This window comes from Serratia sp. CY38905 (assembly GCF_052168875.1).
GTDB lineage: Bacteria > Pseudomonadota > Gammaproteobacteria > Enterobacterales > Enterobacteriaceae > Serratia > Serratia sarumanii.
In genome coordinates, this window is the sequence record NZ_JBJNLV010000001.1 from 160,628 (window position 1) to 182,483 (window position 21,856).

Genomic DNA, 21,856 nt, shown 5'->3' on the forward strand with positions numbered 1-21,856 from the left:
GCTGAGCACGCCGGGCGTATCAGAAAAGGGAATGCGGGCCGGCGCAAGCCGGCCGGGGAACGAAGGCGTTTACCGCGCCCGCTCGGCGGCTAGCGCCGCGATGCGCATGATCACCGCCACCGCTTGCTCCATGCCTTCCAGCGTCACGAACTCGTGCTTGCCGTGGTAGTTGTAGCCGCCGGTGAACAGGTTCGGGCACGGCAGGCCGCGGAACGACAGCTGCGCGCCGTCGGTGCCGCCGCGGATCGGCTTCATCACCGGTTCGATGTCGCAGTCGCGCATCGCCTGCTGCGCCAGCGCAATCACGTGCGGGTGCTCCGCCACCTGTTCGCGCATGTTGTAATAGCTGTCTTCGATGCTCACTTCGATATAGCAATCGCGCGGCAGGCCTTTGCCGACCTCGCGGGCGATGTCCACCATCTTGCGCTTGCGCGCCTCGAACCCTTCGCGCTCGAAGTCGCGCAGGATATAGTGCATTTCGGCGCGCTCTACGCTGCCCTTGATGCTGCTGAGGTGATAAAAGCCCTGGTAGCCTTCGGTGGTCTCCGGCGCTTCGTCCGCCGGCAGCGCCTGATGAATGCGGGTGGCCAGCGACAGCGCGTTGACCATCACGCCCTTGGCGCTGCCGGGGTGCACGCTGTTGCCGAGGATTTTGATCGTCACCGAGGCGGCGTTGAAGTTCTCGCACTCCAGCTCGCCGACGCCGCCGCCGTCCACGGTATAAGCCCATTCGGCATTGAAGGCCGCCACGTCGAACAGCTGCGCCCCCTTGCCTACCTCCTCGTCCGGGGTGAAGGCTACGCGGATGTCGCCATGCGGGATTTTGCGCGCGCGCAGGCGCACCATGGCGGTGAGGATCTCGGCGATGCCGGCCTTGTCGTCGGCGCCCAGCAGCGTTTTGCCGTCGGTGGTGATCAGGGTCTGCCCCAGCATCTGGTGCAGGATCGGGAACATCACCGGCGACAGCACTTCATCGCCGATGCCGAGCGCGATGTCGCCGCCGCGATAGTTCTCGACGATCTGCGGATTGACGTGTTTGCCGCTGAAATCCGGCGAGGTATCCAAATGGGCGATAAAACCGACCGCCGGCACCGGCCAGGCGACGTTGCCCGGCCAGGTGCCCATCACGCAGCCGTGTTCGCTGAGCGACACCCGCTCGAAGCCGAGCGCGATCATTTCCTGCTGCAACGCGCGCGCCAGCTTCAACTGCCCGTCGGTGCTCGGCACATGCTTTACGTTCGCTTTGGACTGGGTGTCGAAAGAGACGTAGTTGAAAAAGCGGTCAAGTAATTTGTCCATGGTAGCGGCCCCTCAGAATATCGCGTTTCATTATGCGGAACCGATCAGGATCAAATATTGCGTCAGGTCATTTTTAACCAGAATTCGCCAATATCATTAATCTTTGTGATGATTTCTGAGGGAAATAACACTGTCATCACAGGGTCATTTGTCGCTATCATGATGAAAAACGCGGCATCTGGGCCGGATCGGCTTTCAATTCCGGCATTCAGCGTCTATCATGCGCGCTCGAAAAATTTCCATTGGCGCAACTGGTTTGAGCTTCATTTGATCAGCGGGCATCCCGCAAGCTCCGGCAGTCTTTTCCAGTTGCGGTTCTATCTGCATTAGCCCACGGGATAGAGTAATACGATAAATGACTGAGACATCCTCTCGAGCACCCCTTGTTGAACTGCATGCCCTGAGCAAAGCGTTCGATGGCAAAACCATCATTGCCGATCTCGAACTGACGATTAACCACGGCGAATTCCTCACCATTCTCGGCCCCTCCGGCTGTGGCAAAACCACGGTGCTGCGCCTGATCGCCGGTCTGGAAGACGCCGATTTGGGCCGCATCGTGCTCGACGGCCAGGACATCACCGCCATTCCGGCCGAGCATCGCCACGTCAACACCGTGTTTCAGAGCTATGCGCTGTTTCCGCACATGTCGGTGTTCGACAACGTCGCCTTCGGCCTGCGCATGCAAAAGGTGCCGGCGGCGGAACTGACGCCGCGCGTCGAAGAGGCGCTGCGCATGGTGCAGTTGGATGCCTTCGCCCAGCGGCGGCCGGGCCAGCTCTCCGGCGGCCAACAGCAGCGCGTGGCCATCGCCCGCGCGGTGGTCAACAAGCCGAAGGTGCTGCTGCTGGACGAATCGCTGTCGGCGCTGGACTATAAGCTGCGCAAACAGATGCAGAACGAGCTGAAGGCGCTGCAGCGCAAGCTGGGCATCACCTTCGTGTTCGTCACCCACGATCAGGAAGAAGCGCTGACCATGTCGGATCGCATCGTGGTGATGCGCGAAGGCCGCATCGAGCAGGACGGCACGCCGCGCGAGATCTACGAAGAGCCGAAGAACCTGTTCGTCGCCAGCTTTATCGGCGAGATCAACATCTTCGACGCGGTGGTTCTGCAGCGCCTCGATCCGCAGCGGGTGCGCGCCAACGTCGAGGGCCGCGAGTGCGACATCTACGCCGATCTGCCGGTGGAGCCGGGCCAAAAGCTGAAGGTGCTGCTGCGCCCGGAAGACCTGCGGGTGGAAGAAGTGAACGACAGCGCGCAGCACGACGGGCTGATCGGCTACGTGCGCGAGCGCAACTACAAAGGCATGACGCTGGAATCGGTGGTCGAGCTGGAGAGCGGTAAAACGGTGATGGTCAGCGAGTTCTTCAACGAAGACGATCCGGACGTCGATCACTCGCTCAATCAGAAGATGGCGGTGACCTGGGTTGAAAGCTGGGAGGTGGTGCTGGCCGATGAAGAAATCGCGTAAAGTCTTCCAGAATGTGGTGATCGTCGGCGTCGTCGCCTGGCTGTTGCTGTTCGTGTTCATGCCGAACCTGATGATCATCGCCACCAGCTTCCTGACCCGCGACGACGCCAATCTGGTGCAGATGGTGTTCACGCTGGACAACTATCGGCGCTTGTTCGATCCGTTGTACGCCCAGGTGCTGCTGCACTCGCTGAACATGGCGCTGATCGCCACCCTGTGCTGCCTGGCGATCGGCTATCCGTTCGCCTTTATCCTGGCGCGGTTGCCGCAGAAGGTGCAGCCGCTGCTGCTGTTTCTGCTGATCGTGCCCTTCTGGACCAATTCGCTGATCCGCATCTACGGCCTGAAGCTGTTTCTCAGCACCCGCGGCTATCTCAACGACGCGCTGCTGTGGATCGGCGTCATCGACAAGCCGCTGCGCATCATGTACACCTCGGAAGCGGTGATCCTCGGCCTGGTGTATATCCTGCTGCCGTTTATGGTGATGCCACTCTACTCCAGCATCGAAAAGCTCGATAAGTCCTGCCTGGAGGCGGCGCGCGATCTCGGCGCCGGCAAGCTGCAGACCTTTATCCGCATCATCGTGCCGCTGACCATGCCGGGCATTATCGCCGGCTGCCTGCTGGTGGTGCTGCCGGCGATGGGGCTGTTCTTCGTCGCCGATCTGATGGGCGGCGCCAAGAATCTGCTGATCGGCAACGTGATTAAAAGCCAGTTCCTCAATATCCGCGACTGGCCGTTCGGCGCGGCCACCAGCATCTGCCTGACGCTGGTGATGGGGCTGTTGCTGCTGGTCTATTACCGAGCCGCCCGCCTGCTGAACAAGAAGGAGGATCTGGCATGATCGGACGTCTGCTGCGCGGCGGCTTTATGGCGCTGGTATACGCCTATCTGTATATCCCGATCGTCATCCTGATCGTCAACTCCTTCAACGCCTCGCGCTTCGGCATCAGTTGGCAAGGAGCCACCACCCAGTGGTACAGCACGCTGCTGAATAACGACAGCCTGCTGCAGGCCGCCGGCCATTCGCTGACCATGGCGGTGCTCTCCGCCACCTTCGCCACGCTGATCGGCTCGCTGACCGCGGTGGCGCTGTACCGCTACCGCTTCCGCGGCAAGCCGTTCGTCGGCGGCATGCTGTTCGTGGTGATGATGTCGCCGGACATCGTGATGGCCATCTCGCTGCTGGTGCTGTTCATGCTGCTGGGCATTTCGCTCGGCTTCTGGTCGCTGCTGTTCTCGCACATCACCTTCTGCCTGCCGTTCGTGGTGGTGACCGTCTACGCGCGCCTGAAAGGCTTCGACGTGAAGATGCTGGAGGCCGCGCGCGATCTCGGCGCAAGCGAGTTCACCATTCTGCGCAAGATCATCCTGCCGCTGGCGATGCCGGCGGTGGCGGCCGGCTGGCTGCTGAGCTTCACCCTGTCGATGGACGACGTGGTCGTCTCCTCCTTCGTTACCGGGCCGAGCTACGAGATCTTGCCGCTGAAGATCTATTCGATGGTGAAAGTCGGCGTCTCGCCGGAGGTCAACGCGCTGGCCACCATTTTGCTGCTGCTGTCGCTGGTGCTGGTGATCGCCAGCCAGTGGGTGATGCGCGATCGCGCGCCCAAGGCCGAATAATCCTCCCCGCCGGGCGCTGCGGCGCCCGGTTGTGATCCCCTTCACAATCGGCACCGGTTGTCACTCCCTGACCATCGGTGCCTATTTCCGCCCCGCCGATTGCAGCGGCGAAAACTTCCCCCTATAACTGAACCCAGGCAAGGTGCCTTATTTTTTCTCGCTTCCAGGGAGTTTATTCAGCAACGTCGTCATCCATTAAAATATAAAAAGGAACTGCCATGAAAGGTATTATCGATAATATCTTAAGCAAGCTGCAGCTTTTCTCCAAAGCAATGATGGGGCCGATATTTTTCCTGCCGGTGATCGGTCTGATTCTGGCGCTCAGTTCTATTCTCACCAATGCCACACTCATCAATGAACATTCCGCCGTGTTCTCTATCGGTAAAATGATCGGCGATACCTTCTGGCCGTTATTCGGCAATCTCGGGCTGATTTTCTGCATCGGCATTACCTACGGCCTGGCCAAAGACAAAAAAAGCGAAGCGGCGCTGGTTGCGGTGATGTGCTTTATCATGTTCCTCGGCGCCAATTCGTCTTATCTGCAACTCAGCGGCCACGTCGCGGCCAAGATCAACGGCGAATATTACGGTACCGGGCAGACGGAACTGCTGGGCTTTACCGTGGTGGATATGGGCATTTTCCTCGGTCTTATCCTCGGCGTCACCATCGCCTGGGTGCACAACCGCCTGTGCAACGTCGAACTCAACGGCGTGTTCTCGGTCTACGGCGGCGCCAAACTGGTACTGATCGCCATGACGCCGATCATCATGCTGTACGCCGTCGCCTTCAGCTACCTGTGGCCGGCCATCTCACAGGGCCTGATCGCGCTGACCGGCTTTATGAAAAGCTCCGGCTCGCTCGGGGTTTTCGTCTACGGCTTCTTCGAAAAATTCCTCATCCCCACCGGGCTGCACCACTTTATCTGGTCGCCGTTCCAGCTCACCAGCATCGGCGGTTCAATCGTGCAGGACGGCCAGACCGTCTCCGGCTCGCAGGCAATTTTCCTGGCCTATATGCGCGACCCGAGCATCTCGCCGCTGATGAACGAAGCGCTGCGCTTCTCGCAGCAAGGGATGGTGACCATCTTCGGCCTGTCGGGCGCGGCATTGGCTTTCTATCACACCGCCAAACCGGAAAAGAAAATGCTGGCCAAGGCGATTCTGATCCCGGCCATCACCACCTCGATCCTGGTCGGCATCACCGAGCCGATAGAGTTCACCTTCCTGTTTATCTCTCCGCTGCTGTGGGTGATCCACGCCGTGTTGACCGCGCTGTCGCAGGTGGCCTGCAACCTGTTCCAGGTGCGCCCCTGGGGCGCCAGCGGGCTGGTCGAGTTCCTGGCCTACAACCTGCCGCTGCCGGTCTCCCTCACCCGCTGGCCGCTGTATGTGGTCATCGGCCTGGTGCAGTTTGCGGTGTATTACCTGGTGTTCAAAACGCTGGTGCTGAAGCTCAATCTGAAGACGCCGGGCCGCGAAGATGATCAGGACGTCAAACTCTATTCCAAACAGGATTACCGGAACCGCAAAAATAACCCGGACGAACTGAGCGGCATCATTATTCGCGCGCTGGGCGGCAAGGAAAACATTATTTCCGTCGACAACTGCTTCACCCGGCTGCGGGTGGAATTAAAGGATATGGCGCGGGTGGATGAAGCCGCGTTGAAAAGCACCGGTGCCAAAGGCGTGGTGAAGAATCGCCGTGAAGTGCAGGTGATTTACGGCGTCACGGTCGGCAAGGTCAAAAATCAGGTAGAGAAATATTTAGCGGCACTCTAACGCTTTATTAATGGGAGATATCGAATGAAATTAACCGTTCTCGGCGGCGGCGGCGTGCGTTCCCCGTTCCTCGCCAAATCCATCGCCTATAACGCCCATCGCATCGGCATTACCGAAGTGGTGTTTATGGATACCGATGAGCGCCATCTGGCGATCTACGGCGCCCTCGCGCAGGGCGTATTCCAGCGCATTCGCGGCGACATTGCTTTCAGCCTCAGCAGCGATGCGCGCCAGGCGCTGCAAGGCGCCGACTACATCATCACCACCCTGCGCATCGGCGGCGAGGAAGGCCGCATCCATGACGAGCGCATCGCGCTCAATCACCAGTTGCTCGGGCAAGAAACCACCGGCGCCGGCGGCTTCGCCATGGCGATGCGTTCGATTCCGGCGATCCTCGACTATTGCCGCCTGATCGAGCAGCTTTCCTCGCCGGACGCGGTGTTGTTCAACTTCACCAATCCTTCCGGCATGGTGACCGAGGCGATCATCAAATCCGGCTTCCAGCGCCGGGTCTACGGCATCTGCGACGCCCCCAGCGAGTTCATCCGCGAACTGGCCGAACTGCTGGACTGCCGCGAAGACCAGCTGAGCGTCGACTGCTTCGGCCTCAATCACCTTTCCTGGTTCCGCAATGCGCGCGTCAACGGCGAGCCGGTCACGGAACGGTTGCTGGCGGATCCGCGCCTGTATCGCGAAACCTGCATGAAATACTTCTCGCCGGAGCTGGTGGCGCTGTCGGACAACCTGATGCTCAACGAGTATCTCTACTATTACTACTACCGTGAGCAGGCGATCGCCGCCATCGTCGAGGGCGGCGAGACCCGCGGCGAACAGATCGCGGCGATCAACCGCCAAATGCTGTCGGCGTTGGGCGAGCTGGACATCCCCCGTCAGTTGGAGCATGCCTTCTCTGTCTACTTCAGCCATTACCTGCAGCGCGAAAATTCCTATATGCAGCGCGAGTCCAGCCAGGGCAAGGTGAAAACGCGTGAGATGCTGACGCTGCAACAGTTTATCGAACAGCCTGACAGCGGCGGCTATGCCGGGGTGGCGATCGATATTCTGGAGGCGGTCAACAGCGGCCGGCAAAAACGCGTGGTGGTATCGATGCAAAACCGCGACACGCTCGATTTTCTGCACCCGGAAGACGTGATCGAAATCAGCTGCGAATTGAGCAGCGCCGGCATTCAGCCGGTCAAAATGCGCGATATTCCCGACACCCAGAAGAACCTGATTTCGCAGGTGAAAGAGTACGAACGGCTGGCGGTGGCGGCGATCCTGACCGGTAACCGCCAGTTGGCCATCAAGGCGCTGATGGTGCACCCGCTGGTCAACTCCTACTCGCTGGCGAAAACGCTGGTGGAGGAGTACCTGCAGGCTCACCGTCAGTATGCCGGGCACTGGCGCTAAACGGCGCGGTGCGGCCGTCAGCGGCCACGTCGTTCAAACCAGGCGGTGATCACATTCTCGAATCCCAACAGACAGTGGCCGAAAAACGGATTGGGATAGTAGATATCGTGATCGTATTTTTGCCGGTCCTCAAACAGAAAGGTCATGTCGGCCTGCTGCGCCAGCGGGCTGTCGCCGTCGCCGCAGAAGGCCGCCAACAGGATGCGGTTACGCTTCACCGCCTCGCTCCAGCTCAGCGCCGAGCCGCTGTTGCCCGACTTTGAAATCACGATCACCATATCGAAGCGAAAGCGCGTCTCACGATCAAGAATGTCGAAATCCGGCCACAGCGACAGGTAACTGTCTACGCCCAGCGTCATAAACTTGTTGTACATATACTGCGCCACCAATTGCGAAAAACCGCTGCCGTGGATCAGGATCTTGCCGCTGTCGAGCAGATCGAGAAACTGCGCCGGCGGTGCCGCCGGCGTAGCGCGCTCCGCCTGATAGGCCGGCGCCATCGTCAGGTTGAATTTGATGAAATAGACCAGTTCGAGATAGCCGCGAAAGCCCAGCTTTTTAGCCAGCCGCACCAGCGTCGAGGGGGAACTGTAGCAGCGTGCCGACACCGCGCGGATGCCGTCGTCGATGCAGGCGTCCGGATTATCGAGAATGCAGTGCAAAATCGTCAGATCCGTCTTGCTGAGCTCCGCCTGGCTGAAGACCTGTTTGAAATTCATCGCCGCCCTCGTTTATTCGCCAAAATTATTGTTTCGCACGCGCTTCACCGCCTGTCCAGCGCGAAACAATCAAATTGTGATGCGCTTTAAGCCGCCAAACCCCTTGATTTGCCTGCGGGATAACCGCCTTTACCCACCCCGCCCCGCCCCCTATAATGGCCCCTTTCTGGGGTATGGCGCGGCCGAAAACGGCGGCTCATACGGGTTCGGCTCACTACTGCTGAAGGATACGCTGCATGAAAAAGTGGTCACATCTGCTCGCAGCCGGGATGATGGCGCTGAGTATCTGCTCTGCAAACGCCTCTGACGGCAAAACACTGTACTTCTATAACTGGACTGAATACGTCCCGCCGGGGCTGCTGGAGCAGTTCACCAAGGAAACCGGCATCAAGGTGATTTATTCCACCTATGAATCCAACGAAAGCATGTACGCCAAGCTGAAGACCTACAAAGACGGCGCGTACGATCTGGTGGTGCCTTCCACTTACTTCATCGCCAAGATGAGCAAGGAAGGCATGCTGCAAAAAATCGACAAGAGCAAGCTCAGCCACTTCAAGGATCTCGATCCTACCCTGCTAAACAAGCCGTTCGATCCCAACAACGACTATTCCATTCCTTACATCTGGGGCGCTACCGCCATCGGCGTCAACAGCGACGAGCAGGATCCCTCTACCGTTACCGCCTGGGCCGATCTGTGGCAGCCGCAGTACAAGGGCCGCCTGCTGCTGACCGACGACGCGCGCGAAGTGTTCCAGATGGCGCTGCTCAAGCTGGGCTACTCCGGCAACACCACCGACCCGAAAGAGATCGAAGCCGCCTATCACGAACTGCAGAAATTGATGCCGAACGTGCTGGCCTTCAACTCCGACAACCCGGGCAACCCGTTTATGGAAGGGGAAGTCAACGTCGGTATGGTGTGGAACGGTTCGGCCTTCGTGGCACGCCAGGCCGGCACGCCGCTGGAGATCGTCTGGCCGAAGGAAGGCGGGATCTTCTGGATGGACAGCCTGGCCATTCCGGCCAACGCGCGCAACGTCGAGGGGGCGCTGAAGCTGATAGACTTCCTGCTGCGGCCGGAAATCGCGGTGCAGGTGGCGGAAACCATCGGTTACCCGACGCCGAACCTGGCGGCGAAGAAACTGCTGTCGCCGGAGATCGCCAACGACAAGTCACTCTACCCGGACAAGGCGGTGATTGAGCACGGCGAGTGGCAAAACGACGTCGGCGACGCCAGCACGCTGTATGAAAGCTACTTCCAAAAGCTGAAAGCCGGGCGCTAATACGCCCCGCCATCCCATCAGGGCGCGCAGTGCGCCCTGATGCCTTTATCAGGGCCTATCGGCCCGCGCCACCTTGCCCACCAGGAACTTGTGCACAAAGCGCGGCACCACTTCGCTGGCAAGACCATAGTGCTTCTCGTCGAACTGGCTCTCCACCTGGCTTGGCTCCAGGTTCAGCTCCATCGCGTAGGCGCCGCCCAGCCGCGCCTCATGCACGAAGCCGGCCGCCGGGTAGACGTGGCCGGAGGTGCCGATGGCGACGAAGAAATCGGCCTTGCTCAGCGCCTGGTAAATGTCGTCCATGCCCAGCGGCATCTCGCCGAACCATACCACGTGCGGCCGCAGCGGCGCCGGGAACTGGCAGCAGTGGCAACGGTCGTCAACGCTGAGATCGCCGGGCCATTCGAACACCTGCCCCGACTGGGTGCAGCGCACCTTCAGCAGTTCGCCGTGCATGTGCAGCACCCGCTTGCTGCCGGCGCGCTCATGCAGGTTATCGATATTTTGCGTGACCAGCAGGAAGTTTTCCCCCAGCCACTCTTCCAGATCCGCCAGCGCGCGGTGCGCGGCGTTCGGGGCGATCTCCTCCGTCTGCAGCTGGCGGCGGCGTTCGTTGTAAAACGCCTGCACCAGCGCCGGATCGCGCTGAAAACCTTCCGGCGTGGCGACGTCCTCCACCCGGTGCTCTTCCCATAGCCCATCCGCGGCGCGGAAGGTGCGAATGCCCGACTCGGCCGAAATGCCGGCCCCGGTCAACACCACCACAAACGGCTTTTTCAGCTCGGCCGCCGCCATGGTGTCACGGTGAAAAATGCGTGAACGAAAGCGCTGATGCAGCACATGCTTACTCTTGCGAAACTGACACAGCCGATGGCGAGTGTGCATTAACTCTCTCCTTACTTTTCCCTGTTTACCAAATTGAGGAACGCTGCGCCGCGCACGCCGCCGGCGTCGCCATAGCGCGCCTTCTCGATGCGCGGCAGCCGGGCCACCCGCAGCAGGTGCGCCGGCAACCGCTGCGGCAACGCCTGGTAAATGGCGTCGAAGTTCGACAGCCCGCCGCCGATCACCACCAGGTGCGGATCCAGCACCGTCAGCAGGTTGCCCAGGCAGATCGCCAGCACGTCCATAAAGCGGTCGACGTGAGCCACCGCCTGCGGCTCACCCGCCTGATAATGCGCAATGATCTCGGTGGCGGGCAAGTGCCGGCCATAGAAATGGGCGTACATCCATTCGAAACCGCGGCCCGATATGTAATTTTCAATGCAACCCTGGTGGCCGCACCCGCAGGCGACGCGAGGCACATCACGCCCCAGCACCTCGAGCGCATCCACCGGCAGGCGCAAATGGCCGAACTCGCCGGCGATATAGTTGCGCCCAGGCACCGTCTTGCCGTCGACGATCAGGCCGCCGCCAACGCCGGTGCCGAGGATGACGCCCAGCACCGTCGGGTAGCGGCGAAACTCGTCGTCCCAGGCCTCCGACAGCGCAAAGCAGTTGGCGTCGTTGTCGACGCGCACCTCGCGCCCGATCAGCGCCGCCAGATCGCGCGGCAACGGCCGCCCCATCGCCGCCGGCACGTTGGCGGTAAACAGCGTGCCGTCATCGTCGTTGGGCAGGCCCGGAATGCCGATGCCGACGCTGCCGCGCCGGCCGCAAAACGCATCCGCCTCGAGGGTCAGATCGCCCAGCGTGGCCAGCAGCTGCCGGTAGTCTTCACGCGGCGTCGGCACCCGCTTTTGCCAAATGCGCTGCAGGTTGTCGTCGAATACCCCCAGCTCAATCTTGGTGCCGCCCATATCGAAACCGTAGTACATAACCCATCCCCAGGCTAAAAAAACGGGGCGGCATCGCTGCCTCCCCGTGGGTTTTATTGTCCGCTGAGCACCCGCGCCGGATCGATGCGGCTGGCGCGCCTCGCCGGATACCAACTGGCCAACAGGCTCAGCACGATGGCGGTCGCCAGCACGATCAGCACGTCCAGCCAGTGCAGCTCGGAAGGCAGGAAGTCGATGAAGTAGATATCGCCCGACAGGAAGGAGTGGCCGACCAGTTTCTCGATGCCCCGGATAATGTTGGTCAGCTGCAGCGAGGCGATCACCCCGATCACCACGCCGCTCAGGCTGCCCAGCAGCCCGGCCAGCAGCCCGTACCAGATGAAGATGGCGCGGATAAAGCCGTCTTTGGCGCCCAGGGTGCGCAGCACCGCGATGTCGGCGCTTTTGTCTTTCACCGCCATCACCAGCGTGGAAACGATGTTGAAGCAGGCCACGCCGATCACCAGCACCATCGCCAGGTACATGATGGCGCGGATCATCTGGATATCGCGGTACATGTAGCCGTACTTGCCGATCCAGCTCTTGATGTAAATGTAGGCGTTGGTCACTTCGCCGGCGTCGCGCACCAGTTTGTTGGCGGCGAACACATCGTTCATCTTGAGGGCGATACCCGTGACGCTGTCACCCATATCGAGATACTGCTGCGCGTCGGCCAGCGGCACCAGCGCCAGACTGTGATCGAGCTGGCCGCTGAGCTGCAAAATGCCGGTCACGTGCAGGCGAATGCGCTTCGGCTGCAGCAGCTTCATTTCCGGGTCGCTATTGGGGATCATCACCGTCACATAGGCGCCTTGCTTCACGCCCAGCGCGTCGGCCACGCCCTTGCCGAGGATCACCTGCTGTTCGCCGGCCTTGAAGTTGGCCCAGGCATCACCCTGCACATACTGCGGCAGCGCGCTCAGCCGGCTCTCCTGCTGCGGATCCACGCCTTTGACTTCCACCGCGCGCAGCTGCGCGCCGTTCTCCATCAGGCCGGTAAAGTTGATGTACGGCGCGGCGGCCACAATGCCCGGCACCTTCTCCACCCGCTGCAGAATCGACGGCCAGCCGCTGAACGGCTGATTGACCGGCTCGAGCTCGCCGTGCGGCACCACCGCCAGAATGCGGTTTTTCAGCTCGCGCTCAAAGCCGTTCATCGCGCTCAGGCCGACGATCAACACCGCTACCCCCAGCGCGATGCCGATGGTGGAGATGACCGAAATCAGCGACACCATGCCGCCGCGTTTACGGCCGCGGCTGAAACGCAGGGCCGTCAGGAAGGACAGTGAGGCTCCCGCCATTACTCGGCCCCCATCAGGGTCAGCTGCGCCTGCAGGTGGCCGTCGGCCATTTCCAGCTGGCGGCTCAGGCGCTTGGCCAGCTGCAGATCGTGCGTCACCACCAGAAAAGCGGTGCCCTGACGCACGTTCAGCTCGCCCAGCAGATCGAAGATGCTGTCCGCGGTGCGTTTGTCCAGATTGCCGGTCGGTTCGTCCGCCAGCACCAGCGCCGGGTTGTTGACCAGCGCGCGCGCGATCGCCACGCGCTGACGCTCGCCGCCCGAGAGCTCGGACGGGCGGTGTTTGCTGCGTTTTTCCAGCCCGACCGCCGCCAGCATCTCCCGCGCCTTCTCCTGCGCCTGCGCCGGCTTGGCGCCGCCGATCAGCAGCGGCATGGCGGCGTTTTCCAGCGCGGTGAAGTCCGGCAGCAGATGGTGAAACTGATAGATGAAGCCGAGCTGGCGGTTGCGCAGCTCGGCCTTGGCCGCCGAAGACATGGCGTTCAGCGATGCGCCCTTGAAGATCACCTCGCCGGAGGTCGGCGAGTCCAGCCCGCCCAGCAGGTGCAACAGGGTGCTCTTGCCGGAACCCGAGCTGCCGACGATCGCCATCATCTCGCCCTGCTGCATGGCAAAGCTGACGTTGCGCAGCACGTCGGTGTGCAGATTGCCTTCCTGATAGGTCTTGCACAGGTTGTCACACTGCAGCAAAAGATGGTTACTCATAACGTAAAGCCTCAGCGGGTTGTACGGCGGCAGCGCGCCATGAAGGATAAAGCGTGGACAACAGGGAAACCGCCATCGCCACCACGGCGATGATCGTCACCTGCAGCGGATCGACCGCCACCGGCAGCGAAGCGCCGTCGATCAGGGCGCCGAGGATCGGCATCAGGTTATTCAGGTTGGTGGCCAGCAACACGCCGAGCAGCGTGCCGAGCAGCGAGCCGATGATGCCGGCGCTGGCGCCCTGCACCATAAACACCGACATGATCTGGCGGCGGGTCAGCCCCTGGGTCTGCAGAATGGCGACCTCGCCCTGCTTCTCCATCACCAGCAGGCCGAGCGAGGTAATGATGTTAAACGCCGCCACCGCCACGATCAGGCTGAGCAGCAGCCCCATCATGTTCTTCTCCATGCGCACCGCCTGGAACAGCTCGCCCTTGCGATCGCGCCAGTCTTTCCAGACCGTGCCCGCCGGCAACGGCTGTTGGCTGAGGGTATCGACCGCCAGCGGCTGCTGCAGGAACAGGCGCCAGCCGGTGATGTTGCCGGCCGGGTAGCGCATCAGGCGCGAAGCGTCCTGTTGGTTGACCAGCAGCTGATAGCCGTCCACCTCGCTGTTGGCGTGGAAGGTGCCGATAAGGGTGAACAGACGCTGGCTGGGAATGCGGCCCATCGGCGTGAACTGGCTGGCGCTCGGCACCATCACTCGCAGCGAATCGCCGCGTTTGACGCCGAGTTGCCCCGCCAGCTGTTCGCCGATGATGATGTTGTATTGGCCCGGCTGCAGCTGCAGCTGCTTGACGTTGACCAGATACGGGGTCAGCGGATCGGCCTCGTCGGGATTGACGCCGAGCATCACCCCAACCGCCACGCTGCGGGCGCTTTGCAGCACCACGTCACCGGTGGTCAGCGGTGCGACGCGCGTGACGCCCTGCAGCTTCTGCACCTCGGAGGCCGGCAGCTGCTGCGGGTTGACCGATCCTTGCGGGCTGGTGATCAACGCCTGCGGCATCAGGCCGAGGATGTTGTTCTCCAGATCCTTTTCGAATCCGTTCATCACCGACAGCACGGTGACCAACGCCATCACCCCCAGCGTAATGCCGATGGTGGAAAGCCAGGAAACAAACCGCCCGAAGCGGTCTGAGGCTCGCCCGCGCATGTAGCGCAGGCCAATGAATAACGCGACAGGTTGATACATGAAATCCGTTTGATAGCCGTGGCTTAAGCAAAGTGATCATGGATGATAAAGGCTCTCCCTCGTTTAGGGAACACCCGACGGCCTTTTATTGCGTGGCGCAGAGGAGAACAGCGGCGGCAGATGAGCGCAATATTGCCCCGTCGCCGCAAAAAGTCGACGGCGTCAACCGGTTAAATAATCGGCAAAAAAGCGATGAGCAGCGCTTTTTGCTGTGTCAGTTTGCCGGCCGCTGGGCTACTATAAACAGCATAAAGGCGCTGGGTTATCCGTGCCGGAACGCCCTCTAACACATTGATTAAAGATACCTGAATGAGCACTTCCGATAGCCGTAACCGTTCCTCATCCCCTCGTTATTCTCTGCCCGATCGCGCAGGCGATCTGCGCCAGCTGGGGCAACTGACCGGCGCGGCCTGCGCCGTGGAGTGCGCCGAGATCGTCGAACGCCACCCTGGCCCGGTGATGCTGATCGCGCCGGACATGCAAAACGCCCTGCGGCTGCGCGACGAGATCCAGCAGTTCACCGACCAGATGGTGACCACGCTGTCCGACTGGGAAACCCTGCCGTATGACAGCTTCTCGCCGCATCAGGAAATCATCTCGGATCGTTTGTCGAGCCTGTATCATCTGCCGACCATGGCGCGCGGCGTGATCATTTTGCCGGTCAATACCCTGATGCAGCGCGTCTGCCCGCACGAGTTCCTGCACGGCCACGCGCTGGTGATGAAGAAAGGCCAGCGCCTGTCGCGCGACAAGCTGCGCGCGCAGCTGGAACAGGCCGGCTATCGCAGCGTCGATCAGGTGATGGAACACGGCGAATTCGCCACCCGCGGCGCGCTGCTCGATCTTTACCCGATGGGCAGCGATGAGCCTTACCGCATCGACTTTTTCGATGACGAAATCGACAGCCTGCGCATCTTCGACGTCGATACCCAGCGCACGCTGAGCGAAGTCGAGGCCATCAATCTGTTGCCGGCCCACGAGTTCCCCACCGACAAGAACGCCATCGAGCTGTTCCGCAGCCAGTGGCGCGAGCAGTTTGAGGTGCGCCGCGACGCCGAACACATCTATCAGCAGGTCAGCAAAAGCGCCTGGCCGGCCGGCATCGAATACTGGCAGCCGCTGTTCTTCAGCCAGCCGCTGCCGTCGCTGTTCAGCTACCTGCCGGCCAACACGCTGATCGTCAATACCGGCGATCTGGAGGGCGCCGCCGAGCGCTTCTGGCAAGACGTCAACCAGCGTTACGAAAGCCGCCGCGTCGATCCGATGCGCCCGCTGCTGGCGCCGGATACGCTGTGGCTGCGCGTCGACGCGCTGTTCGGCGAGCTGAAGGCCTGGCCGCGCATCGCGCTGAAAACCGATGAGCTGCCGGCCAAGGCCGGCAATACCAATCTGGACTACCATGCCCTGCCCGATCTGGCGGTGCAGGCGCAGCATAAATCCCCGCTGGATAACCTGCGGCGCTTTATCGAAGGCTTCGACGGCAGCGTAATTTTCTCCGTCGAGAGCGAGGGGCGGCGTGAAACGCTGCAGGATCTGCTCGGCCGCATCAAGCTGGCGCCGGCGCTGATTCAACGCCTCGATCAGACGGAAACGGCGGGCCGTTACATGATGGTCGGCGCCGCCGAACACGGCTTCCTCGACGGCCTGCGCCGGCGGGCGCTGATCTGCGAAAGCGATCTGCTCGGCGAGCGCGTCAGCCGCCGCCGGCAGGACAACCGGCGCACCATTAACACCGATACCCTGATCCGCAACCTGGCGGAGCTGCATCCCGGCCAGCCGGTGGTGCACCTGGAGCACGGCGTCGGCCGCTACGTCGGCCTGACCACGCTGGAGGCCGGCGGCATCAAGGCCGAGTACCTGATCCTCTCCTACGCCGGTGAGGACAAGCTGTACGTGCCGGTTTCTTCGCTGCATCTGATCAGCCGCTACGCCGGCGGCGCGGACGAAAACGCCCCGCTGCACAAACTGGGCGGCGATGCCTGGACGCGCGCGCGGCAGAAAGCGGCCGAGCGGGTGCGCGACGTGGCGGCGGAGCTGCTGGATATCTACGCCCAGCGCGCCGCCAAAGCCGGTTTCGCCTTCAAACACAACCGCGAACAGTATCAGCTGTTCTGCCAGAGCTTCCCGTTCGAAACCACGCCGGATCAGGAACAAGCGATCAATGCCGTATTGAGCGACATGTGTCAGCCGCTGGCGATGGATCGCCTGGTGTGCGGCGACGTCGGCTTCGGCAAAACCGAAGTGGCGATGCGCGCCGCCTTCCTGGCGGTGGAAAACGGCAAGCAGGTGGCGGTGCTGGTGCCGACCACCCTGCTGGCGCAGCAGCACTTCGACAACTTCCGCGATCGCTTCGCCACCTGGCCGATCCGCATCGAGATGATGTCGCGCTTCCGCAGCGCCAAAGAGCAGCAGCAGGTGCTGGACGACGCGGCAGAAGGCAAGGTGGACATCATCATCGGCACCCACAAGCTGTTGCAGAGCGATCTGCGCTGGAAAGACCTGGGGCTGCTGATCGTCGATGAAGAACACCGCTTCGGCGTGCGCCATAAAGAACGTATCAAGGCGATGCGCGCCGACGTCGATATCCTGACGCTGACCGCCACGCCGATCCCGCGCACCCTGAACATGGCGATGAGCGGCATGCGCGATCTGTCGATCATCGCCACCCCGCCGGCGCGCCGGTTGGCGGTGAAGACCTTCGTGCGCGAATACGACAGCCTGGTGGTGCGCGAGGCGATCCTGCGCGAAGTGCTGCGCGGCGGCCAGGTTTACTACCTCTACAACGACGTCGAAAACATCGAGAAAGCGGCGCAGCGCCTGGCGGAGCTGGTGCCGGAAGCGCGCATCGCCATCGGCCACGGCCAGATGCGCGAGCGCGATCTGGAACGGGTGATGAACGATTTCCACCACCAGCGCTTCAACGTGCTGGTGTGCACCACCATCATCGAAACCGGCATCGATATTCCCAGCGCCAACACCATCATCATCGAGCGCGCCGATCGCTTCGGCTTGGCGCAGCTGCACCAGCTGCGCGGCCGCGTCGGGCGCTCGCACCACCAGGCTTACGCCTATCTGCTGACGCCAAACCCGAAAGCCATGGGCACCGACGCCCATAAACGGCTCGAAGCCATCGCATCGCTGGAAGATCTCGGCGCCGGTTTCGCGCTGGCGACCCACGATCTGGAGATCCGCGGCGCCGGCGAGCTGCTGGGCGAAGACCAGAGCGGCCAGATGACCACCGTCGGCTTCTCGCTCTACATGGAGCTGCTGGAAAGCGCCGTCGATGCGTTGAAAAATGGCCGCGAACCGTCGCTGGAAGATCTCACCAGCAGCCAGACCGAGGTGGAACTGCGCATGCCGGCGCTGCTGCCGGAAGATTTCATTCCCGACGTCAATACCCGCCTGTCGCTGTACAAGCGCATCGCCAGCGCGAAGAGCGACGGCGAGCTGGATGAGCTGAAAGTCGAGCTGATCGACCGCTTCGGTCAGTTGCCGGACGCGGCACGCAACCTGTTGCAGTGCGCGGCGCTGCGCCTGCATGCGCAGAAGCTGGGCATCAAACGCATCGAGAGCAACGAGCGCGGCGGCTTTATCGAGTTCGGCGACAACAACCGCGTCGATCCCGGTTATCTGATTGGCCTGTTGCAGGGCAATCCGCAGGTTTACCGCCTGGACGGCCCGAGCAAGCTGAAGTTCACGCTCGATCTGGCCGATCGCCAAAAACGCCTGACGTTCACCGAAGAGCTGCTGGACGCCTTCCGCGAACACACGCTGGCGGCCTGAGGCCACGCGCCCCGCTCGCCGGGGCGCACACTCCCATCCCCGGCTGCGGCCGGGCGGTTCTATCTTATCGCCAAGCCTTCTATCCCTCCCCAGGCGCTTCAGGCTACTCTGTGCCCTGTGTTATTGGGGGAGAACCGCATGAATATCGACGATGAACTGCAGGCGCTCAGCGAACAGGAAGCGACGCTGGCCTTTACCCATTTTGACGCCGCCACCGCCTGGGAACTGGGCGCGGCGCTGAAAACCGCCGCCGAGCGGCGCGGCCTGAGCATCGCCATCGAGATCCAACTGGCCGGGCAAACGCTGTTTTATTACGCCATGCCGGGCGCCACGCCGGACATTGCCGACTGGGTGAGGCGCAAGCGTAATCTGGTGAACCATTTTCACAAAAGCTCTTACGCCATCGGCCTGCGCCTGCAGCAGCGGCAAACGTCGCTGGAGGAACGCTACGGGCTGAGCGTGCGCGACTATTCGGTGCACGGCGGCGCCTTCCCGCTCACTCTGACCGGCCTCGGCTGCGTCGGCAGCATCAGCATTTCCGGCGCGCCGCAGAAAGAAGACCATCAGCTGCTGGTGAGTACTTTAGCGAACTTTCTCGGCTTATCCCTGCCCGCGCTCCACTAGCCGTTAAAACCTTGATTATTCCTTTCCTTTTCAGCCGCAGAATCTGCGGCTGACTTATCTGTTATCGGCATTTAGCCCCAAACAAAAGGGCGACTCTCTGATTTCCTGCGCCAAATTGATACAGGTCTGGTAATCCGCTGAGTAAAAGGCGTATGGTATCTGTCACGTGACAAGACGGACCTCATCGGGCCCGCCATTCCTTTCACTTTTGAAGATTTGGTACGCACCGTAGATGAAAACGCATGAAATAAACAGAATTCGCCCCTTCAGCGCGCTGATAGACGCCTGCTGGCGGGAACCTTATAGCCTGGCGCGGTTGCTGAAAGACGCTATCGCCGGGGTGACGGTCGGCATTATCGCCATCCCGCTGGCGATGGCGCTGGCGATCGCCAGCGGCGTGCCGCCGCAATACGGCCTGTATACCGCCGCCATCGCCGGCATCGTCATCGCCGTCAGCGGCGGTTCGCGCTACAGCGTCTCCGGCCCCACCGCCGCCTTCGTGGTGATCCTGTATCCGGTTTCGCAGCAGTTCGGCCTGGCCGGCCTGCTGGTCGCCACGCTGATCTCCGGAGTATTTCTGCTGCTGATGGGGCTGGCGCGCCTGGGCCGGCTGATCGAGTACATTCCGCTGCCGGTGACGCTCGGCTTTACCTCCGGCATCGCCATCACCATCGCCACCATGCAGATCAAGGACTTCTTCGGCCTGCAGCTGGCGCACACGCCGGAAAATTACGTCGGCAAACTGCACGCCCTGCTGCAGGCGCTGCCGACGCTGGATTTCGGCGATACCCTGATCGGCGCGGTGACGCTCTTGATCCTGATCTTCTGGCCCAAGCTCGGCCTGCGGGTGCCTGGCCACCTGCCGGCGCTGCTGGCGGGCACCGCGCTAATGGGGCTGCTGGCGCTGTTTGATCACCCGGTGGCGACCATCGGCTCGCGCTTCAGCTACCTGCTGGCCGACGGCAGCAGCGGCCAGGGCATCCCGCCGATCCTGCCGCAGTTGCTGCTGCCCTGGGATCTGCCGGGCGGCGGCGGGCAGCCGTTCACCCTGAGCTGGCAAACCGTTTCCGCCCTATTGCCGGCGGCGTTTTCGATGGCGATGCTCGGCGCGATCGAATCGCTGCTGTGCGCGGTGGTGCTCGACGGCATGACCGGCAAGAAGCACAACTCGAACAGCGAACTGATCGGCCAGGGCGCGGGCAACATCATCGCGCCGTTCTTCGGCGGCATTACCGCCACCGCCGCGATTGCCCGTTCGGCGGCCAACGTGCGCGCCGGCGCCACCTCGCCGGTGTCCGCCATCATCCACGCGCTGCTGGTGCTGCTGGCGCTGCTGGTATTGGCGCCGTGGCTCTCTTACCTGCCGCTGGCGGCGATGGCGGCGCTGCTGCTGATGGTCGCCTGGAACATGAGCGAGGCGCACAAGGTGGTTTACCTGCTGCGCCGGGCGCCGAAGGACGACATTCTGGTGCTGCTGCTGTGCATGTCGCTGACGGTGCTGTTCGACATGGTGATCGCCATTACCGTGGGCATCGTGCTGGCGTCGCTGCTGTTTATGCGCCGTATCGCCCGTATGACAAAGCTGAGTGAGCTGAGCGCCGACCACGGCCGCCTGGTGCTGCGGGTGAACGGCCCGCTGTTCTTCGCCGCCGCCGAGCGCATCTTTACCGAACTGCTGGCGCGCAGCGAAGGCTACCGCACGATCGTGCTGCAGTGGGATGCGGTGCCGGTGCTCGACGCCGGCGGCCTGAGCGCCCTGCGGCGCTTTATCGACGAGTTGCCGGCGGACAAAAAGCTGGTGATCACCGACGTGCCGTTCCAGCCGCTGAAAACCCTGGCGCGCGCGCGGGTGCAACCGATAGAGGGCCGCCTGCAGTTCTACCCGACGCTGCCGGAAGCGCTGGCGGCCACCGGTGCCTAAACGTAAAAAAGCCCGACGAGTCGGGCTTTTTTTATGGTGACGAGCGCTTAGTTGCTGGTATCCAGCTCCGGGAAGCTCTTCACCAGGTCGTCGATGGCTTTCATCTGCGCCAGGAACGGCTCCAGCTTATCCAACGGCAGCGCGGACGGGCCGTCGCACTTGGCGTTGTTCGGATCCGGGTGCGCTTCGAGGAACAGACCGGCCAGACCGACCGCCATGCCGGCGCGCGCCAGCTCGGCCACCTGAGCGCGACGGCCACCGGACGCGGCGCCGAACGGATCGCGGGTCTGCAGCGCGTGGGTCACGTCGAAGATCACCGGATGGCCGCCGGTCACGTTTTTCATCACGTTGATGCCCAGCATGTCGACCACCAGGTTGTCATAGCCAAAGTTGCTGCCGCGATCGCACAGGATCACCTGGTCGTTGCCGCCCTCTTTGAACTTGTCGACGATATTGCCCATCTGCCCCGGGCTGACGAACTGCGGCTTCTTGACGTTGATCACCGCGCCGGTTTTCGCCATCGCTTCCACCAGATCGGTCTGGCGCGCCAGGAAGGCCGGCAACTGGATCACGTCAACCACTTCGGAAACCGGCTGCGCCTGCGCCGCTTCATGCACGTCGGTGATGATTTTCACGCCGAAGGTTTTTTTCAGCTCTTCGAAGATCTTCATCCCTTCTTCCAGGCCCGGACCGCGGTACGAGTGGATGGAAGAGCGGTTGGCCTTGTCGAAAGAGGCCTTGAATACGTAAGGAATGCCCAGTTTTTGCGTCACGGTGACGTAGTGTTCGCAGATGCTCATCGCCAGATCGCGCGATTCCAGCACGTTCATACCGCCAAACAGCACAAACGGCAGATCGTTTGCTACGTCGATATCGCCAATGCTAACCACTTTCTGTTTCATGCTTTCGCCTTTGTTAAGGTTGTAACCGT

General features: G+C 61.8%; 20 protein-coding genes. 12 read left to right on the plus strand and 8 right to left on the minus strand.

Translation table 11 applies throughout. The features are described from left to right. Positions 1 to 69: 69 nt before the first annotated feature. Positions 70 to 1,299, minus strand: coding sequence for a peptidase T (pepT, locus tag ACJ8MK_RS00910; protein WP_004941154.1), 1,230 nt, complete (start codon positions 1,297 to 1,299; stop codon positions 70 to 72). Between the two features lie 57 nt (positions 1,300 to 1,356). Here pepT and ACJ8MK_RS00915 point away from each other — a divergent pair, with 57 nt between their 5' ends. The 6 genes from ACJ8MK_RS00915 to ACJ8MK_RS00940 all read left to right on the plus strand — a co-directional run bounded on the left by ACJ8MK_RS00915 (position 1,357) and on the right by ACJ8MK_RS00940 (position 7,581). Beyond that, complete coding sequence (locus ACJ8MK_RS00915) at positions 1,357 to 1,629, plus strand: hypothetical protein (protein WP_101456414.1); 273 nt, start codon at positions 1,357 to 1,359, stop codon at positions 1,627 to 1,629. A gap of 25 nt (positions 1,630 to 1,654) precedes the next feature. Continuing rightward, a complete protein-coding gene (potA, locus tag ACJ8MK_RS00920; RefSeq protein ID WP_033653862.1) occupies positions 1,655 to 2,770 on the plus strand; it encodes a spermidine/putrescine ABC transporter ATP-binding protein PotA in 1,116 nt (371 codons plus the stop codon). Then, positions 2,754 to 3,614: a spermidine/putrescine ABC transporter permease PotB gene (gene potB / locus ACJ8MK_RS00925; protein WP_442517440.1), complete on the plus strand. Its 861-nt coding sequence runs from the start codon at positions 2,754 to 2,756 to the stop codon at positions 3,612 to 3,614. The genes potA and potB overlap by 17 nt, the downstream gene beginning before the upstream one ends. Continuing rightward, complete coding sequence (gene potC / locus ACJ8MK_RS00930) at positions 3,611 to 4,393, plus strand: spermidine/putrescine ABC transporter permease PotC (RefSeq protein WP_033638190.1); 783 nt, start codon at positions 3,611 to 3,613, stop codon at positions 4,391 to 4,393. Before potB ends, potC begins: the two co-directional genes overlap by 4 nt. Positions 4,394 to 4,611: 218 nt before the next feature. Further along, entirely contained in the window at positions 4,612 to 6,171 is a 1,560-nt protein-coding gene (locus ACJ8MK_RS00935; RefSeq protein WP_033638189.1) for a PTS transporter subunit EIIC, read from the plus strand. A 24-nt stretch (positions 6,172 to 6,195) separates the two neighbouring features. After that, positions 6,196 to 7,581 carry a family 4 glycosyl hydrolase gene (locus ACJ8MK_RS00940; protein ID WP_033646380.1) on the plus strand — a complete coding sequence of 462 codons (1,386 nt, stop codon included), beginning with the start codon at positions 6,196 to 6,198 and terminating at the stop codon, positions 7,579 to 7,581. A gap of 17 nt (positions 7,582 to 7,598) precedes the next feature. On the opposite strand, the gene ACJ8MK_RS00945 is transcribed toward ACJ8MK_RS00940, so the two are convergent. After that, positions 7,599 to 8,300 (minus strand): MurR/RpiR family transcriptional regulator, encoded by a 702-nt coding sequence (locus tag ACJ8MK_RS00945; protein ID WP_033638186.1) that lies wholly within the window; start codon positions 8,298 to 8,300, stop codon positions 7,599 to 7,601. On the opposite strand from ACJ8MK_RS00945, the gene ACJ8MK_RS00950 reads away from it, so the two are divergent. Both ACJ8MK_RS00950 and potD read left to right on the plus strand, forming a co-directional pair. Continuing rightward, positions 8,290 to 8,607 carry a hypothetical protein gene (locus ACJ8MK_RS00950; protein WP_442517441.1) on the plus strand — a complete coding sequence of 106 codons (318 nt, stop codon included), beginning with the start codon at positions 8,290 to 8,292 and terminating at the stop codon, positions 8,605 to 8,607. The genes ACJ8MK_RS00945 and ACJ8MK_RS00950 overlap by 11 nt on opposite strands. After that, positions 8,537 to 9,580 carry a spermidine/putrescine ABC transporter substrate-binding protein PotD gene (potD, locus tag ACJ8MK_RS00955; RefSeq protein WP_033638184.1) on the plus strand — a complete coding sequence of 348 codons (1,044 nt, stop codon included), beginning with the start codon at positions 8,537 to 8,539 and terminating at the stop codon, positions 9,578 to 9,580. The genes ACJ8MK_RS00950 and potD overlap by 71 nt, the downstream gene beginning before the upstream one ends. Positions 9,581 to 9,628: 48 nt before the next feature. Here the strand turns inward: potD and cobB are convergent, their stop codons facing one another. From cobB to lolC, 5 genes are read right to left on the minus strand one after another with little or no spacing between them, the layout of a single operon-like run. Beyond that, positions 9,629 to 10,465, minus strand: coding sequence for a Sir2 family NAD+-dependent deacetylase (cobB, locus tag ACJ8MK_RS00960; RefSeq protein WP_033638183.1), 837 nt, complete (start codon positions 10,463 to 10,465; stop codon positions 9,629 to 9,631). Positions 10,466 to 10,476: 11 nt separating this feature from the next. Then, a complete protein-coding gene (nagK, locus tag ACJ8MK_RS00965; protein WP_060418454.1) occupies positions 10,477 to 11,397 on the minus strand; it encodes an N-acetylglucosamine kinase in 921 nt (306 codons plus the stop codon). Positions 11,398 to 11,450: 53 nt separating this feature from the next. Continuing rightward, the gene (lolE, locus tag ACJ8MK_RS00970; RefSeq protein ID WP_033646382.1) at positions 11,451 to 12,698 is read right to left on the minus strand and encodes a lipoprotein-releasing ABC transporter permease subunit LolE; all 1,248 of its coding nucleotides are present in this window, start codon (positions 12,696 to 12,698) and stop codon (positions 11,451 to 11,453) included. Continuing rightward, positions 12,698 to 13,402: a lipoprotein-releasing ABC transporter ATP-binding protein LolD gene (gene lolD, locus ACJ8MK_RS00975; protein ID WP_033638178.1), complete on the minus strand. Its 705-nt coding sequence runs from the start codon at positions 13,400 to 13,402 to the stop codon at positions 12,698 to 12,700. The genes lolE and lolD overlap by 1 nt, the downstream gene beginning before the upstream one ends. Continuing rightward, positions 13,395 to 14,597, minus strand: a complete 1,203-nt coding sequence (lolC, locus tag ACJ8MK_RS00980) for a lipoprotein-releasing ABC transporter permease subunit LolC (RefSeq protein WP_048321472.1) — start codon at positions 14,595 to 14,597, stop codon at positions 13,395 to 13,397. Before lolC ends, lolD begins: the two co-directional genes overlap by 8 nt. Positions 14,598 to 14,635: 38 nt before the next feature. On the opposite strand from lolC, the gene ACJ8MK_RS00985 reads away from it, so the two are divergent. The 4 genes from ACJ8MK_RS00985 (at position 14,636) to dauA (ending at position 20,925) form a co-directional block, all read left to right on the plus strand. Next, positions 14,636 to 14,884: a hypothetical protein gene (locus ACJ8MK_RS00985; RefSeq protein WP_060430037.1), complete on the plus strand. Its 249-nt coding sequence runs from the start codon at positions 14,636 to 14,638 to the stop codon at positions 14,882 to 14,884. A gap of 22 nt (positions 14,885 to 14,906) precedes the next feature. Then, complete coding sequence (gene mfd / locus ACJ8MK_RS00990; protein WP_047567961.1) at positions 14,907 to 18,380, plus strand: transcription-repair coupling factor; 3,474 nt, start codon at positions 14,907 to 14,909, stop codon at positions 18,378 to 18,380. Positions 18,381 to 18,518: 138 nt separating this feature from the next. Beyond that, positions 18,519 to 19,004 (plus strand): heme-degrading domain-containing protein, encoded by a 486-nt coding sequence (locus ACJ8MK_RS00995; protein ID WP_060420679.1) that lies wholly within the window; start codon positions 18,519 to 18,521, stop codon positions 19,002 to 19,004. A gap of 232 nt (positions 19,005 to 19,236) precedes the next feature. Continuing rightward, a complete protein-coding gene (gene dauA / locus ACJ8MK_RS01000; protein ID WP_033646387.1) occupies positions 19,237 to 20,925 on the plus strand; it encodes a C4-dicarboxylic acid transporter DauA in 1,689 nt (562 codons plus the stop codon). A gap of 47 nt (positions 20,926 to 20,972) precedes the next feature. On the opposite strand, the gene kdsA is transcribed toward dauA, so the two are convergent. Next, positions 20,973 to 21,827 (minus strand): 3-deoxy-8-phosphooctulonate synthase, encoded by an 855-nt coding sequence (gene kdsA / locus ACJ8MK_RS01005; protein ID WP_004941087.1) that lies wholly within the window; start codon positions 21,825 to 21,827, stop codon positions 20,973 to 20,975. Positions 21,828 to 21,856 lie beyond the last annotated feature (29 nt).

What these genes read in the sequence shown, in the direction of transcription:
- potB (WP_442517440.1), top strand. Translation starts at nt 2,754, where the DNA reads ATGAAGAAATCGCGTAAAGTCTTCCAGAATGTGGTGATCGTCGGCGTC.
- pepT (WP_004941154.1), bottom strand. Translation starts at nt 1,299, where the DNA reads ATGGACAAATTACTTGACCGCTTTTTCAACTACGTCTCTTTCGACACC.
- ACJ8MK_RS00985 (WP_060430037.1), top strand. Translation starts at nt 14,636, where the DNA reads ATGGATGATAAAGGCTCTCCCTCGTTTAGGGAACACCCGACGGCCTTT.
- potA (WP_033653862.1), top strand. Translation starts at nt 1,655, where the DNA reads ATGACTGAGACATCCTCTCGAGCACCCCTTGTTGAACTGCATGCCCTG.
- potC (WP_033638190.1), top strand. Translation starts at nt 3,611, where the DNA reads ATGATCGGACGTCTGCTGCGCGGCGGCTTTATGGCGCTGGTATACGCC.
- kdsA (WP_004941087.1), bottom strand. Translation starts at nt 21,827, where the DNA reads ATGAAACAGAAAGTGGTTAGCATTGGCGATATCGACGTAGCAAACGAT.
- ACJ8MK_RS00935 (WP_033638189.1), top strand. Translation starts at nt 4,612, where the DNA reads ATGAAAGGTATTATCGATAATATCTTAAGCAAGCTGCAGCTTTTCTCC.
- potD (WP_033638184.1), top strand. Translation starts at nt 8,537, where the DNA reads ATGAAAAAGTGGTCACATCTGCTCGCAGCCGGGATGATGGCGCTGAGT.
- lolC (WP_048321472.1), bottom strand. Translation starts at nt 14,597, where the DNA reads ATGTATCAACCTGTCGCGTTATTCATTGGCCTGCGCTACATGCGCGGG.
- ACJ8MK_RS00940 (WP_033646380.1), top strand. Translation starts at nt 6,196, where the DNA reads ATGAAATTAACCGTTCTCGGCGGCGGCGGCGTGCGTTCCCCGTTCCTC.
- cobB (WP_033638183.1), bottom strand. Translation starts at nt 10,465, where the DNA reads ATGCACACTCGCCATCGGCTGTGTCAGTTTCGCAAGAGTAAGCATGTG.
- ACJ8MK_RS00945 (WP_033638186.1), bottom strand. Translation starts at nt 8,300, where the DNA reads ATGAATTTCAAACAGGTCTTCAGCCAGGCGGAGCTCAGCAAGACGGAT.
- mfd (WP_047567961.1), top strand. Translation starts at nt 14,907, where the DNA reads ATGAGCACTTCCGATAGCCGTAACCGTTCCTCATCCCCTCGTTATTCT.
- lolE (WP_033646382.1), bottom strand. Translation starts at nt 12,698, where the DNA reads ATGGCGGGAGCCTCACTGTCCTTCCTGACGGCCCTGCGTTTCAGCCGC.
- ACJ8MK_RS00995 (WP_060420679.1), top strand. Translation starts at nt 18,519, where the DNA reads ATGAATATCGACGATGAACTGCAGGCGCTCAGCGAACAGGAAGCGACG.
- lolD (WP_033638178.1), bottom strand. Translation starts at nt 13,402, where the DNA reads ATGAGTAACCATCTTTTGCTGCAGTGTGACAACCTGTGCAAGACCTAT.
- dauA (WP_033646387.1), top strand. Translation starts at nt 19,237, where the DNA reads ATGAAAACGCATGAAATAAACAGAATTCGCCCCTTCAGCGCGCTGATA.
- nagK (WP_060418454.1), bottom strand. Translation starts at nt 11,397, where the DNA reads ATGTACTACGGTTTCGATATGGGCGGCACCAAGATTGAGCTGGGGGTA.